This window comes from Pseudomonas sp. B16(2017), from assembly GCF_002113205.1.
GTDB lineage: Bacteria > Pseudomonadota > Gammaproteobacteria > Pseudomonadales > Pseudomonadaceae > Aquipseudomonas > Aquipseudomonas pharyngis.
On sequence record NZ_NEKA01000002.1, the window covers coordinates 506000 to 521398 of the forward strand.

Genomic DNA, 15399 nt, shown 5'->3' on the forward strand with positions numbered 1-15399 from the left:
CTGGGGGAGCGGGCTTGCCCGCGAAGAGGGAGTGTCAGGCAGCATCAGTTCGCCTGATACGACGCCTTCGCGGGCAAGCCCGCTCCCACAGGAACCGCGTAATCTTCGCGTGCATCGGCCAGATTCAGGGAGTGAAGTTGGCGTTTCAACGGGGGCTTCAGAGCCCGACAAACCAGGCGAAAACGCCAGTTTCAACTTCACCCTTGTAGACCGTCCTGCCCACCCCCATATTGGGGCGAATGACGCGTGAAGGAATCCAAATTGAGCGAACTTCTCAACCGCCGCCTGGCTCTGCTCGGCGAGCGCGCTAACCTCTCTCTGCTTGAGCAGTGCCTTCACGGTATCGAACGTGAATGCCTGCGCGTGACCGGCGAAGGCCGCCTGGCCCAAACGCCGCACCCTGAAGCCCTGGGTTCCGCGCTGACCAACGAACAGATCACCACCGACTATTCCGAGTCGCTGCTGGAGTTCATCACGCCCGCCCTGCCGGACCCGGCCGATACCCTGGCCAGCCTGGACAAGATTCATCGCTTCGCCTACAGCAAGCTCGGCAACGAGTACCTGTGGAGTCCATCGATGCCGTGCCCGTTGCCGGCCGAGGAAGACATCCCGATCGCCTATTACGGCACCTCCAACATCGGTCAGCTCAAGTACGTCTACCGCAAGGGCCTGGCCCTGCGTTACGGTAAGACCATGCAGTGCATCGCCGGGATTCACTACAACTTCTCCCTGCCGGAAAAGCTCTGGCCGTTGCTGAAAGAAGCCGAAGGCTTCGTTGGCACCGACCGGGATTTCCAGTCGTCGTCCTATATCGCGCTGATCCGTAACTTCCGCCGCTACAGCTGGCTGCTGATGTACCTGTTCGGCGCTTCGCCGGCGCTGGACGCCGGTTTCCTGCGGGGTCGTTCGCACCAGTTGGAACAGCTGGATCCGGACACCCTGTACCTGCCCTACGCCACCAGCCTGCGCATGAGCGACCTCGGTTACCAGAGCAACGCCCAGGCGGGCCTGACCCCGTGCTACAACGATCTGGCGAGCTACACCGACAGCCTGCGCCAAGCGGTGGCCACGCCGTACGCGCCGTACGTTGAAATCGGTACGCACCAGAATGGCGAGTGGGTGCAACTGAACACCAACATCCTGCAGATCGAAAACGAGTACTACTCGAACATCCGCCCGAAACGCGTGACCTACACCGGCGAGCGGCCGATCCAGGCCTTGATGGCCCGTGGCATTCAGTACGTCGAAGTGCGCTGCCTGGACATCAACCCGTTCCTGCCGATGGGCATCGACCTCACCGAGTCGCGCTTCCTCGACGCATTCCTGCTGTACTGCGCGCTGAACGAAAGCCCGCTGCTGACCAACAACTCCTGCGGCAACGCCACCTCCAACTTCCTCAGCGTGGTCAAGGAAGGTCGCCGTCCGGGCCTGCAATTGCAGCGCGACGGCCAACCGGTCGAGCTGAAGGAATGGGCTGCCGAACTGCTGGAAAAAATCGCTCCGCTGGCGGCGCTGCTGGATCAAAGCCATGGCGGCGATGCCCATAGCAAGGCGCTCGATGCGCAACTGGCCAAGGTCAAGGATTCATCCCTGACGCCTTCGGCCCAGGTGCTGGCGGCCATGGCCACGCACAAGGAAAGCTTCGCGCAATTCTCCCTGCGCCAGAGCCAGGCTCACGCCGAGTTCTTCCGCTGCGAGCCGTTGGCGGCTGACGAGCAAGCGAAGTTCGAAGAACTGGCGCGGTCTTCGCTGGCGCAACAGGCGGAGCTGGAGCAGAACGAGGTGGGCGATTTCGACGTGTTTGTCGGGTCGTATCAGGCGAGCATTCTGGCGATCAGCAACTGACATCAGAAGGTTCTTTGATCGTTCTCACGTCGAGGTGTCGAACCGTCTGCGTGGTAACGCTTCAATGGACGCTCCGCGTTCAAGTGACGCGGAGCGTCACAAGCTGAATTCCCACGCAGAGCGTGGGAACTATCATCTTCTCTCCCAACTATCCCGTTCTCTCTCTTAGATTTTTCCGCTCATAAGCTCATTCTAAAAAGTTATTTATTTTTAGATTCTTAGATCATTTAGTCTCCTTTCACGCCGACGCTCGGTCGCCTGATATGGAGCTCTTGAATGAAACTGAATTTCCCGCTTCGCCTGCTGGCCGTGGCCTCTCTGGCTGCTGCGAGTTTTCTGGCTCAGGCCGCCGACCTCACCGTCGCCTACCAGACCACCGTTGACCCGGCGAAAGTCGCCCAGGCCGACGGCGCCTATGAAAAAGCCACCAAGGCTGACATCAACTGGCGCAAATTCGACAACGGTGCCGACATCATCGCCGCCATCGCCTCCGGTGACGTGCAGATCGGCTACCTCGGTTCCAGCCCGCTGACCGCTGCGATCACCCGCAAAGTTCCGGTGGAAACCTTCCTCATCGCCACCCAGATCGGCGCCGCCGAAGCGCTGGTCGCCCGTGACGGCTCCGGCATCAAGACCCCGCAGGACCTGGTCGGCAAGAAAATCGCCGTGCCGTTCGTGTCCACCGGTCACTACAGCCTGCTGGCCGCGCTGAAGCACTGGAACATCGATCCTTCGAAAGTCACCGTGCTCAACCTCGCCCCGCCGGCGATCATTGCCGCGTGGAAACGCGGTGACATCGACGCCACCTACGTTTGGGATCCGGCGCTGGGTGTGGCCAAGGAAAACGGCAAAGTGCTGATCACTTCCGGTGAACTGGCCAAGTTCGGCGCGCCGACCTTCGACGCCTGGATCGTGCGCAAGGACTTCGCCGAGAAGCACCCGGAAATCGTCACCGCCTTCGCCAAGGTCACCCTCGACGCCTACGCCGATTACCGCAAGGATCCGAAAGCCTGGCTGGCCAATCAGAGCAACGTCGACAAGCTGGTAAAGCTCTCCGGCGCCAAAGCCAGCGACATCCCATTGCTGCTGCAAGGCAACGTCTACCCACTGGCGGCGGATCAGGTCAGCGACCTCGGCGCACCGACCACCAAAGCCATCACCGACACCGCTGCGTTCCTCAAGGAGCAAGGCAAGGTCGAAGCGGTACTGCCCGACTACGCGCCGTACGTCAGCGCCAAGTACATCACCAACTGATCGGGAGTTAATTGCGATGGCCTTGCTACAGCTGGAGCGCATCAGCGCACAGTATCCCGGCAGCCCGGAACCGGTACTGTCCGACATTTCCCTGACCCTCGGCCCTCAGCAATTGCTGGTGGCCCTCGGCCCGTCCGGCAGTGGCAAGACTTCGCTGTTGAACCTGATTGCCGGCTTCGTCGAACCGAGCGCCGGCCGCATCACCCTCGACAACGTGCCGGTCAAAGGCCCGAGCGCCGAGCGCGGCGTGGTGTTCCAGGACGACGCCCTGCTGCCCTGGCAGGACGTGCTGGCCAACGTGGCTTTCGGTCTGGAACTGGCCGGAGTGGCCAAGGACAAACGCGAACAGCGCGCCCGTGAAATGCTCGCGCTGGTCGACCTTTCCGGTTTTGAACATCGTCGCATCTGGCAACTTTCGGGTGGCCAGAAGCAGCGTGTTGGCCTCGCTCGCGCCCTCGCAGCCGATCCGCGTGTGTTGCTGATGGACGAGCCCTTCGGCGCCCTCGATGCCTTCACCCGCGAACAGATGCAGGAGCTGTTGCTGCAAGTCTGGCAACGCACCGCCAAACCGGTGTTCCTGATTACCCACGACATTGAAGAAGCGGTGTTCCTCGCCACTGACCTGATTCTGCTGGCGCCGAATCCGGGGCAGATCGTCGAGCGTCTGCATCTCGACTTCGGCCAGCGTTACGCCGCCGGTGAGTCGGCACGAGCCATCAAATCCGACCCGCGTTTTATCGAAACCCGCGAACACGTGCTTGCCAAAGTGTTCTCGCAACGCAGCGCCGTTCAGCGGCAGGAGCGCGCATGAGCAGTTACGACGTTTCCGCCACCGCCGTGAAACCCGCCGCCACGTCGGCGGCGATTCCCGTACGCCGCAGCCTCAGCACTCGCTGGATCAGCCTGCTGACCCTGTTCGCGTTGCTGGTGATCTGGTGGGCCGTGACCGCCACCGGCCTGATCGAACCGCTGTTCCTGCCGCCACCGTTCGCCGTGCTGCAAAAAGGCTGGTTGCTGGCGACTACGGGCTACATGGATTCGACGTTGTGGCAGCACTTGGGCGCAAGTCTGAGCCGCATCGGTCTGGGCCTGGGTTTTGCGATTTTGACCGCGGTACCGGTGGGCATTGCCATCGGCGCCAACCGCATTGCCCGTGGCGTGCTGGATCCGCTGATCGAGTTCTACCGGCCGATTCCGCCACTGGCCTATCTGCCGCTGATCGTAATCTGGTGCGGCATCGGCGAGCTGTCGAAAGTGCTGCTGATCTACCTGGCGATTTTCGCCCCGATCGCGATTGCCACCGCTACCGGCGTGCGCACCGTCGACCCGGCCAAACTGCGCGCCGCGCAGTCGCTGGGCGCCACCCGCGCGCAACTGATCCGCCATGTGATTTTGCCAAGTGCGCTGCCGGACATTCTGACCGGTGTGCGCATTGGTCTGGGTGTCGGCTGGTCGACCCTGGTCGCCGCTGAACTGATCGCGGCCACCAGCGGCCTGGGCTTCATGGTGCAGTCGGCCGCGCAGTTCCTGGTCACCGATGTGGTGGTACTGGGGATTCTGGTCATCGCCCTGATCGCCTTCGCCATGGAGATGGGCCTGCGCGCCCTGCAACGCAAACTGGTGCCGTGGCACGGCCAGGCCCACTGATTTTTCAGCACTGACTACCCCGACAGTTTCGGGGCCCCGGAATTGAAGAGAACCACCATGAGCAGCCTGAACATCACCCCGTTAAGCTCGGCCCTCGGCGCACAGATCAGCGGCGTCGACATCAGCCAGCCGCTGAATCTGGAACAGCGCGACGCCATTGAGCAGGCACTGCTCAAATATCAGGTGCTGTTCTTCCGCAATCAACCGATCGAGCCGTCGCAGCAGGCGCGCTTCGCCGCCTACTTCGGCGACCTGCATATTCACCCGATCTACCCGAATGTGCCGGAACAGCCGGAAGTACTGATCCTCGACACCGCCGTCACCGACGTGCGCGACAACGCGATCTGGCACACCGACGTGACCTTCCTGCCGACCCCGGCCATGGGCGCGGTGCTCAGCGCCAAGCTGTTGCCGGAGTTCGGTGGCGATACGTTGTGGGCCAGCGGGATTGCCGCATATGAGGCGCTGTCGGCGCCGATGAAAGCAATGCTCGAAGGGCTGACCGCGACTCACGATTTCACCCGTTCTTTTCCGCTGGAGCGCTACGGCAACACGCCGCAAGCACTGGCGCAGTGGGAAGCGGCGCGGCGCAAGAATCCACCTCTGTCGCACCCGGTGATTCGCACGCACCCGGTGAGCGGACGGCGCTCGTTGTTCGTCAACGAAGGGTTCACGTCGAAGATCAATGAGCTGTCGGAGACCGAGAGCGAAGCGATTTTGAAGTTTCTATTCGCCCACGCGACGCGGCCGGAATTCACCATTCGCTGGCGCTGGCAGAAAGATGACATTGCGTTCTGGGACAACCGCGTGACACAGCATTACGCGGTGGATGACTACCGGCCGGCGCGGCGGGTGATGCAGCGGGCTACGGTGTTGGGGGATGTGCCGTTCTTTAAATAGGTCCGGATTTCTTTAGTGCTTGAGCCGGCCTCTTCGCGGGCAAGCCCGCTCCCACAAATACCGCTGTGTTTGCAGATTTTGTGTACGACTCGGCCCCTGTGGGAGCGGACTTGCCCGCGAAAGCGTCAGAGCAGGCGCCGAATGACTCGGCGCCAGGCACTTATTCCGCCGTAGAAGGTTTCTCCCAAAGATTAATCCCGCCTTCCTGGGCAAACCGGTCAATCTCCGCCAACTCTTCCGCACTGAAGCTCAGATTCTTCAACGCCCCAACGTTCTCGATAATCTGCTCTGGCCGGCTCGCACCAATCAGCGCCGAAGTCACTCGAGGATCGCGCAGCGTCCACGCCAACGCCAGTTGTGCCAGGCTCTGCCCACGACGCTTGGCGATTTCATTCAACGCCCGCACGTGAGCGATGTTCGCCTCGGACAAGTGCGAAGCCTGCAGCGAGCCACCACCCGGACGATTGACCCGCGCATCCGCCGGCACGCCGTTGAGGTACTTGTCGGTCAGCAGCCCCTGCGCCAGCGGGGTGAACGCAATCACGCCGGTGCCGAGTTCGTCAGTGGTGTCGAGCAGGTCCTTTTCCACCCAGCGGTTGAGCAGGTTGTACGCCGGCTGGTGAATCAGCAGCGGCACTTTCCACTCTTTGAGCAACGCGGCGATCTCGCGGGTTTTCACCCCGGAGTACGACGAGATGCCGATGTACAACGCCTTGCCCTGCTGCACCGCCGTGGCAAGGGCGCTGGCGGTTTCTTCCAGCGGGGTGTTCGGGTCGAAGCGGTGCGAATAGAAGATATCCACATAGTCCAGACCCAGGCGTTGCAGGCTCTGGTCGAGGCTGGCCAGCACGTATTTGCGCGAGCCGCCGCCCTGGCCGTAAGGGCCGGGCCACATGTCCCAACCGGCCTTGCTGGAGATGATCAGTTCATCGCGGTACTGCTTGAAGTCTTCGCGCAGCAGACGGCCGAAATTGGTCTCAGCGCTGCCGTAGGGCGGGCCATAGTTGTTGGCCAGGTCGAAGTGGTTGATGCCCAGGTCGAACGCCGTGCGCAGCAACGAGCGCTGGGTGTCGATCGGCGTGCTGTCGCCGAAGTTGTGCCACAGGCCCAGGGACAGCGCCGGCAGCACCAGACCGCTGCGTCCGACGCGGCGGTATGGGATGGAGTCATAGCGGTTTTCGGCAGCGGTGTAAGTCATCGAATCCTCTCTTGTCGGTCTTGAATCGGGTGTCGATTGCTACGCAAATCTGTTGCCGGGCCGGTCGAGGCCAAGGTTCTGGCGCAAAGTCCGGCCTTCATATTCGGTTCTGAACAGCCCACGTCGTTGCAGTTCCGGGACCACGCCATTGGCGAAGTCTTCGAGCCCGCCGGGCAGGTGCGGCACCAGCACATTGAAGCCGTCCGCCGCGCCCTGCTCGAACCATTCCTGCAAACGGTCGGCAATCTGCGCCGGGGTGCCGACGACGCTGTAATGACCACGACCGCCAGCGATTCTGCGGCCCAGTTCGGCCAGGGTCAGATGCTCGCGGCCGGCCAGTTCGGTCAGCAGTTTCTGTCGGCTTTGCTGGCCGCTGTCGGTCAGCGGTAATTCCGGCAGCGGCCCGTCCAGCGGGTACTTCGACAGATCGAAGTTGCCCAGCATACGCCCAAGCAGAGCGATGCCCACCTCGGGTTCGACCAATTGCTGAAACGTTTCACATTTTTCCTGTGCTTCGGCTTCCGTCTGCCCGACCACGACAAACACGCCGGGCATGATTTTCAGCGAATCGGCACTGCGTCCGTACTTCGGCAAGCGCCCCTTGAGGTCGGCGTAAAACGCCTGGGCGCTGGCCAGTGAAGTCTGCGCGGTGAACACCACTTCGGCCGTCTGCGCCGCCAGTTCACGCCCGGTTTCCGACGAGCCGGCCTGCACGATCACCGGCTGACCCTGTGGCGAACGCGCGACATTCAGCGGGCCTTTGACCCGGAAGTGCTCGCCAACGTGATTCAGCACGTGCAGTTTTTCCGGGTGGTAATACGCGCCGCTGGCTTTGTCGCGAATGAAGGCGTCGTCCTGCCAACTGTCCCAGAGCCCGGTGACGACCTGATGAAACTCCCGGGCGCGGCTGTAGCGTTCGGCATGGCCGATGTGTTCGTCGCGGCCAAAATTCTGCGCTTCGGCGGCGTTGTCCGAGGTCACCAGGTTCCACCCCGCTCGCCCGCCGGACAGGTGATCGAGCGAAGCGAACTGGCGCGCCACGTGGTACGGCTCGTTGTAACTGGTGGTCGCGGTGGCGATCAGGCCGATGTGTTCAGTCACTGCGCTCAAGGCCGAGAGCAAGGTCAACGGTTCGAAGTGATCCGAACGGGCCATGCGGCTGGCGATATTCTGGGTCGGGGCGGCAACGCTGTCGGCAATGAACAACGTATCGAACTTCGCTGCCTCGGCAATCTGCGCCAAGCGTTTGTAATGGGCGAAATCCAGTCCCGCGTTGGCCGGTACGTCCGGATGACGCCACGCGGCGACGTGGTGCCCGGTGGCCATGAGGAACGCGCCGAGTTTCAGCTGTCTGCTCATCTCAGAAGTCCTTGCGCAGTTGCACGCCGAAGTAGCGCTCGTCGTCGCGAGGCACGGCGCGGTAGATGTAGTTGCCACCGCTGGCGAGCAATGGCGAATAGGACTTGTCGGTGAGGTTCTTGCCCAGCAACGCCACGCGCCAGCCATTGGTGTAATCGGCCAGGGCCACGCTGGCATTCCAGAGGCCGTAGGCGCCCTGCTTGGTGTCGGCGTTCTGGCTGATGTCGTACTGCACTTCGCTCTGCCAGCTGTAGTCGGTGCCGAGTTCGATATCCAGGCCGTTATCCAGCGGGATCGTGTAGTCGGCCCGCACATAGCTTTTCCAGTCCGGGCTGAACGGCAGCGGCTTGCCGTTGACGTTGCACGACGCCGCCGCACCCGCCGGGCAGGCGAACTCGTCGATGCGGGCGCGGGTGTAGGCCAGCGCGCCGGAGAACTTCAGTTGCTGAGTCGCCTGCAGAGCGAAATCAAGCTCCACACCTTCGGTGCTGACGCTGCCGGCGTTGATCAGGCGCGTTACGACTTGCCCGGCGACGGTGTCGAAAAAGTTCGCCTGGTAGTTGTCGTAGTCGCTGTGGAAAACCGCGAGGTTGGTGGTCAGGCGATTGTTCCAGGACGAAGCCTTGATCCCCGCCTCCCAGGTGTTGGAGGTTTCCGGTTTCAGCGCTTCGGTGTCGCGCGGCTGCATGTTGAAAAACACGTTGTAGGCCGGGCCTTTGTAGCCACGCGAATAGGTCAGATAAGTGGTGACGGTATCGCTCAGGTCGTACTGCAAACCGAGCCGACCGGACCAGCCGTCCTCGTCCACCGAACCGGAGCTGCGAGTGGCCGGTTGAATGCCGCTGACGGTGGCGGCGGAAGTGGAGACGCGACGGTGATCGTATTCGAGATTGTCGTGGGTGTAGCGCAGGCCGGCGATGCCACGCAAATCCGAGGTGAAATTCAGCGTGCTCTCGCCGAACACCGCATAGCTGTCGCTGGTGGTGCTGTAATCGGCGACGCCGCGATCAGTTCGTGTGGTGGTGGTCAGCGTGCGCTGATAGGTTTCCTCGTCCTTGCCGTGCATGTAGAACAGACCGCCAACGTATTCGAGGAACTCGCCTTTCGGCGACGCCAGACGCAGCTCCTGCGAGTACTGGTCGAAGGCCAGATCGCCCTTGTCCGCCGTGCCGGGGAACGCCGCCGTCACCGTGCCGAGGCGGTCGCCGTCCTGATACTGGGTGTTGTCCCAGCCACGCCACGCGGTGATCGACGTCAGGGTGTAATCGCCCAGTTGCCAGTCGAGCTGGCCGGACAGGCCCTTGTTGGTGTCCTCGACGTGGGAGCGGGTGTCGGTGTTGATGTCGCGATTGTGGCTGGTGGCACTGACCGGGCTCAACGCATTGGCGAAGGCCGGGGTCAACGACTTGGTCACGACGCCGTTGGGGCCGTCATCGTGGGACTGCATGTAGTCGGCGATCAGGGTAAAGGTGACGTCGTCGTTCGGGGTGAATTCCAGTTTGCCGCGCACGCCGCGATGGTTGTAACCGTTGACCTCCTGACCGTTGTGCTGGTTGTCGACGTTGCCGTCGTAAGTACCGAACAGGGTGCTGATCGAGCCCTTGAGCGTGTCCGGAACCAGGCTGCCGCCGATGCCGAACCGGGTGCGGCTTTCGTTGCCGCTGTAATACGACTGATCGATGTAGCCGTGGGTCGCGGCGGTCGGCGCCTTGCTGGTGATGTTCAGCACGCCGGCCGAGGCGTTCTTGCCGAACAGCGTGCCTTGCGGACCGCGCAGAACTTCGACGCGCTCCAGGTCCAGCAGATCCAGAGTGGATTGGCCGGGGCGCGCATAAACCACACCATCAATCACCGTGGCCACCGTCGGCTCGACGCCTGGCGAGGTGGAAATCGTCCCCACGCCACGCACGAACAGCGAGGTGTCCTTGTTCGACGCGCCGGTGCGGAAATTCAGCGACGGCACTTGCTGGACGATGCTCGCCACGCTGTTGCGGTTGTCGCGTTCCAGCTGCTCGCCGTCGATCACCGACACCGCCACCGGCACTTTTTGCAGCGACTCTTCGCGGCGGGTGGCGGTGACCGTGACGGATTTGAGGGTCGGCTCCTGATCGGTGCTGTCGGCGGCAAACGCGACGGGCAGCGGCAGCGCGGCCAGCCCGGTGAGTAGCCAGCCCGCAGCGCGGATCGATTGCGCCAGTTTGTGTGTCGCCCCAGGAATGTTGTGCATGTTTGCCCGCTCGAAAAGTTGCCCTGAACCGCTGCCGTTCTGCGACGACAGCGCCTGTCTCGGTGTCTTGGGCATTCGCTCGAGCGAGTAGCAGACAACACGCTTTGTTAGCGCTAACATCGCCAGTATTGGCAAGCCGGACATAGACCGTCCAATACTGAAAAATTACTTTTATATGCGTTTTGGTTTTTAAGAAGGATCGAGCCTTGAGCGAAGAAAAGCCCCGCAAACGCCGTGGCGCCGGTCGCGTGACCCTCAACGCGGTGGCGCGCCAGGCCGGTGTTTCGGCGATCACCGTGTCGCGCTATTTCAACCAGCCGGAACAGGTCTCGCCCGAACGCCGCGAACGGATCGCGGCGGTGGTCGCCGAACTGGGTTATGTGCCGAATCTGGTGGCCGGCGGACTCGCCTCGGCACGGGGAAAAATCGTCGGTATGGTGATCCCGAATATTTCCGGGCCGATCTTCGCCAACACCATTCAGGGCTTCAGCGACACCCTCAGCCGTCATGGTTATCAGCTACTTCTGGCCTCGAGTTACTTCAGCACTGAACAGGAAGAAAACGCGGTGCGGGCCTTCCTCGGCTGGTCGCCGGCGGCGCTGGTGGTGACCAGTCACTTCCACAGCGCGGGCACAGAAAAGATGCTTGCCGAAGCGGATATCCCGGTGATCGAAACCTGGGATTACCAGCCGGATCGCGAGCCGATGCAGATCGGCTTTTCGCACTTTGAAGTGGGGGTCAGCGCCGCTCGTTATCTGCACAACAAAGGCTATCGACGCATCGCGTTCGTGCAGAACAGCGCACCCGGCGACTTCAGCGCACTGGAACGCCGCGACGGCTATGCGGCGACCGTCCGCGAGTTGGGCCTGGAACCGTGGGTATTCGCACCGGACGCCGATCGAGCCCCGTTCGAGGCCGGCAAGCAAGCGATGGAAGTACTGATGAACACTTCACCCCGCCCGGACGCGATCATCTTCGCCAACGACAACCTCGCCGCCGGCGGCCTGCTCGCCGGACAACGCGCCGGCCTCAACATCCCCGATGACTGCGCCGTCCTAGGCTTTGGCGACTACCCGTTCGCCGAGATGCTGCTGCCCAGCCTGAGCACGATCAAACCGCCCGCGCTGGAGATCGGCGTGCTGGCGGCAACGCGGGTACTGGAAAGCCTTGGCGTGTTGCCGAGCGATGAGGTGCAGCGGCTGAACCTGCTGCAGTGCACGGTTATTGAGCGGGAAAGTACCTGACGAATATGGCGTGGGCTGGTTTGGCTATGCTCTAAATGAAACCGAGGTGGCGCCTTCGCGGGCAAGCCCGCTCCCACAGGTTCTGTGTTGCGTACAAAATCTGTGGAGGACACAGAACCCTTGTGGGAGCGGCGGTGCGACGATTCGACTTGCCCGCGAAGGCGCCCGACCAAACACCGACTATGCCGCAGGCCTCCCCATGCACACCGCAATCATCATCTTCTTCGGCCTGATCCTGCTGGCGCTGATGTTCTACATCGGCGAGCGCATCGGCTTCAGTCGGCAGACGCTGGCCTATGGTTTCGCGGCGTTGTGGCTGGCGTTGACGGTGATCAATGGTGCGGTCGGCGTGGTGCATGCCGGGCAGCCTTTGGGGTCGGAGATTGCGATCGGCAGCGCCGTGTATAGTGTGCCGCTGGCGGCGATGGTGTTGTTCATGGTGCTGAGCGCCGAGACCTGAAAGCGTCCCCGGCGCTCTGCCCCGATCAACGCACCAGATGCAGGAACTGCATGTGCCGTTCGTACTGGTCGAGGATGTCGTTGATGATCTGCTCTTTGGTGTAGCCGACCAGATCGTAATCCTGACTGCCCTCGCTCAAGTGCACCTCGGCACGGTAGTAGCGGCGATTGTTGAGCTGTTTGGAACCCATCCCGCCTCGAGCGAACGACGGCGTGAAGTAGCCGCGCATCTGCACCTGATAGATGAACGGGTGCTGCTCGCCGTGACCGATTTCCAGGCTGACGCTGTCGTGCGCCGGATCGGGTTGGGTGACCACGTTCAGGCCTTTCTCGGCGAACACGGCCGTCACTTCTTCGATGGCCGGTTTTACCGTGGTGTCCATGAAGCGGTACACCTCGTCGCGCGACGGGAAGTGCACAGCCTGGCTCAAACGCTGACGCCAGCCGCCCTTGCCACGCCGTGAACCGGAGACCGGCGCCAGGGAATGCAGCTGCGCGATCTGCTTCTGCGACTCCAGATAGAACGCCTTGTGCAGGCCCCACATCATCAGCAGCAAGATCATCGAGAACGGCAGCGAGGTCAGCACCACCGCCGACTTCAACGCATCGATGCTGCCGGAGAACAGCAGCGCACTGGTCACCAGCGCGGTCATCGCACCCCAGAACACCCGCAGCCATTTCGGCCCGTCTTCATCCGGGTTGCCGCCCTTCGCCGACAGGGTCGAGAGCACCACGGTGCCGGAGTCGGCGGAGGTGACGAAGAACACGAAGCTGATGAACACCGTCACCGCGATGACGGTCTTGCTCCACGGATAGGTCTCCAGCAGCAGGTAAAGGGTCATCGACGGGTTGTCGAGGGCCGACATGCCCAGTGCCGTCATACCGTGATTGAGCACCTGGTCGATGGCGCTGTTGCCGAAGATCGACATCCACGCCAGGGTGAAACCCAGCGGAATCAGCAGCACGCCGAAGACGAATTCGCGGATGGTCCGGCCACGGGAAATCCGTGCGATGAACAGGCCCACGAACGGCGACCATGCAATCCACCAGGCCCAGTAGAACACCGTCCAGCCGCCGAGCCAGTCGCTCGGTTTGTCGTAGGCATAGAGATCGAAACTCTTCATCGGCAAAGCGCCGAGGTAGTCACCGAGGTTCTGGATCAGGGTGTTGAGCAAATGCTGGGTGGGGCCGGCGAACAACACGAACAGCAGCAGCGCGCAGGCCAGCAGCATGTTGATGTCGGACATGACCCGCACACCTTTATCCACGCCGGAGACGGCGACGATGATCGCCGCGCCCATCATCAGCGTGATCAGGCCGACCTGAATCCACTGGGTGTGGGCAATGCCGAACAGGTAGTCCAGACCGGAGTTGAGATGGAGCACGCCGAAGCCCATGTCCGCACCGAGGCCGAACACCGTGGCGATGATGCCGAAGCCGTCCACCGCGTAGCCGATGGGACCGTTGATGCGTTTGCCGATCAGCGGATACAGCGCCGAACGCAGGGCCAGTGGCAGGTTGTGCCGATAAGCGAAATACGCCAGCGCCATGCCGACAAAGGCGAACACGCCCCAGCCGTGCAGGCCCCAGTGCAGAAACAGAATCTGCATCGCCTGACGCGCCGCGTCCGCCGTGCCGGCCTCGCCCTGGGGCGGCTGGAGCATGTGGGTCAACGGTTCGGACACACAGAAGAAAAACAGCGTGATGCTGATCCCGGCGGCGAACAGCATGCCGGCCCAGGACAGGTAACTGAATTCGGGTTCGTCGTGGTCGGCACCGAGTTTGATCTTGCCGTAGCCCGACAACGCGGTAACCACCACGAAGATCAGATACAGGGTCATGGCGAGCATGTAGTACCAGCCGACCGTGTTGGCCGCCCAGTTTTGCGCTTCGAGAAGCCAGGCGCCGGCCTGTTCCGGCATGGCGATGACGGTCAGGCCGAACAGCAGAATCACCGTCGCGGCGAACCAGAACACCGGCGGATTCATGCGCACCAGACCGCTGGCGGGGGTGGACGATGCACTCATGAACGGTGCACCTCAAGGCGTTGGGAAATGGCTGAAATGATCGGACTCAGCAAAGGCAAGCCTCCTGTTGTGAGCGGGCAGCGAACCGCCGGTTTAACTTGAATGAACGTTCAAGTTAAACATGGATAGCGCGCCAAGGACTAATCGCAGGGCTCAGCGGTACTTTTCGTACGCTAGCTCAAGAGGGGTATGACGCTGTGGCGAGGACGATCGTTCCCGCGTTGCGCGGGAACGATCAGATAGAAAAAATTACTTCTGCGTCCCGTCATCATGCTGCAGGTTGGCCTGGGTCAGGTTGCACCCGGCCGGCACGCTGCGGGTCAGCCAGACGTTGCCGCCAATGGTCGAGCCTTTGCCGATGGTGATCCGCCCGAGAATCGTCGCTCCGGCGTAGATCACCACGTCGTCCTCGACAATCGGATGGCGCGGATGGCCTTTCTGCAACTGGCCGTCCTCGTCCGCCGGGAAGCGCTTGGCGCCGAGGGTCACCGCCTGATAAATCCTGACGCGCTCGCCGATGATCGCGGTCTCGCCGATCACCACACCTGTCCCGTGGTCGATGAAGAAACTGCGGCCGATCTGCGCGCCCGGATGAATATCGATGCCGGTCGCCGAGTGGGCGATTTCCGAGCTGATCCGCGCCAGCAGCGGCAGGCCTGCGCGGTACAAATGGTGGGCCAGACGATGGTGAATCACCGCCAGAATCCCCGGATAGCACAGCAGCACTTCATCGACGCTGCGCGCCGCCGGGTCGCCGTGGTAGGCGGCCAGCACATCGGTGTCGAGCAGGCTGCGCAGGCCCGGCAGTGCGAGGGCGAAATCCTGGATGATCCTGATCGCCTGTGCCTCGACTTCAGTGTCAGCCTGGGCGCTGTGACGGGCGACGTAACGCAACTCGAGTCGTGCCTGGGCCAGCAACGCATTCAGCGCGACATCGAGGGTATGACCGACGTAAAAATCCTCGCTCTCTTCACGCAGATCCACCGGCCCCAGCCGCATCGGAAACAGTGCGCCGCACAGGGCTTCAAGGATCTGCGCCATCGCATCGCGGGACGGCAATTCGCGCCCGCCCTGCTCGCCGGAAGCACGGCCATTTTGTGCCCGCCACTGATCCCGCGCGGTACGCAGCTGGCTGACGATGGTCTGCAATTGCCAATGGCTGGAACGCTCGCTCACGGTAAAGACTCCTCACGGGCGGCCGGACTGTCTGGCCGCGTCAACGGCGACTACTTTACGGCA

At 62.3% G+C, this 15399-nt stretch carries 12 protein-coding genes; 7 read left to right on the plus strand and 5 right to left on the minus strand.

The genetic code is table 11. The features are described 5' to 3' along the window. Positions 1–261 precede the first annotated feature (261 nt). The 5 genes from gshA (at position 262) to tauD (ending at position 5646) form a co-directional block, all read left to right on the plus strand. Complete coding sequence (gene gshA / locus CAG25_RS04995) at positions 262–1845, plus strand: glutamate--cysteine ligase (RefSeq protein ID WP_085611201.1); 1584 nt, start codon at positions 262–264, stop codon at positions 1843–1845. A 276-nt stretch (positions 1846–2121) separates the two neighbouring features. Further along, positions 2122–3099 (plus strand): taurine ABC transporter substrate-binding protein, encoded by a 978-nt coding sequence (tauA, locus tag CAG25_RS05000; protein WP_007952702.1) that lies wholly within the window; start codon positions 2122–2124, stop codon positions 3097–3099. A gap of 16 nt (positions 3100–3115) precedes the next feature. Beyond that, the gene (gene tauB, locus CAG25_RS05005) at positions 3116–3910 is read left to right on the plus strand and encodes a taurine ABC transporter ATP-binding subunit (RefSeq protein ID WP_011331959.1); all 795 of its coding nucleotides are present in this window, start codon (positions 3116–3118) and stop codon (positions 3908–3910) included. Further along, positions 3907–4746: a taurine ABC transporter permease TauC gene (tauC, locus tag CAG25_RS05010; protein ID WP_085611202.1), complete on the plus strand. Its 840-nt coding sequence runs from the start codon at positions 3907–3909 to the stop codon at positions 4744–4746. Before tauB ends, tauC begins: the two co-directional genes overlap by 4 nt. A 57-nt stretch (positions 4747–4803) precedes the next feature. Then, positions 4804–5646 carry a taurine dioxygenase gene (tauD, locus tag CAG25_RS05015; RefSeq protein ID WP_085611203.1) on the plus strand — a complete coding sequence of 281 codons (843 nt, stop codon included), beginning with the start codon at positions 4804–4806 and terminating at the stop codon, positions 5644–5646. Between the two features lie 160 nt (positions 5647–5806). On the opposite strand, the gene mgrA is transcribed toward tauD, so the two are convergent. Genes mgrA through CAG25_RS05030 form a run of 3 tightly spaced genes read right to left on the minus strand, consistent with a single transcriptional unit; the run spans position 5807 to position 10430 of the window. Further along, a complete protein-coding gene (gene mgrA, locus CAG25_RS05020) occupies positions 5807–6844 on the minus strand; it encodes an L-glyceraldehyde 3-phosphate reductase (protein WP_085611204.1) in 1038 nt (345 codons plus the stop codon). A 39-nt stretch (positions 6845–6883) separates the two neighbouring features. Then, entirely contained in the window at positions 6884–8203 is a 1320-nt protein-coding gene (locus CAG25_RS05025; RefSeq protein ID WP_085611205.1) for an LLM class flavin-dependent oxidoreductase, read from the minus strand. Position 8204: 1 nt separating this feature from the next. Further along, on the minus strand, positions 8205–10430 hold the full coding sequence (locus tag CAG25_RS05030; protein WP_085611206.1) for a TonB-dependent receptor: 2226 nt from the start codon (positions 10428–10430) through the stop codon (positions 8205–8207). Between the two features lie 206 nt (positions 10431–10636). Here CAG25_RS05030 and CAG25_RS05035 point away from each other — a divergent pair, with 206 nt between their 5' ends. After that, entirely contained in the window at positions 10637–11674 is a 1038-nt protein-coding gene (locus CAG25_RS05035) for a LacI family DNA-binding transcriptional regulator (RefSeq protein WP_085611207.1), read from the plus strand. 199 nt (positions 11675–11873) lie between these two features. Beyond that, the gene (locus CAG25_RS05040) at positions 11874–12134 is read left to right on the plus strand and encodes a hypothetical protein (RefSeq protein WP_085611208.1); all 261 of its coding nucleotides are present in this window, start codon (positions 11874–11876) and stop codon (positions 12132–12134) included. Positions 12135–12159: 25 nt separating this feature from the next. Here the strand turns inward: CAG25_RS05040 and betT are convergent, their stop codons facing one another. Together betT and epsC are read right to left on the minus strand one after the other, a co-directional pair. Continuing rightward, positions 12160–14121, minus strand: coding sequence for a choline transporter BetT (betT, locus tag CAG25_RS05045; protein WP_172829513.1), 1962 nt, complete (start codon positions 14119–14121; stop codon positions 12160–12162). 288 nt (positions 14122–14409) lie between these two features. After that, a complete protein-coding gene (epsC, locus tag CAG25_RS05050; RefSeq protein WP_007952730.1) occupies positions 14410–15336 on the minus strand; it encodes a serine O-acetyltransferase EpsC in 927 nt (308 codons plus the stop codon). Between the last annotated feature and the right edge of the window lie 63 nt (positions 15337–15399).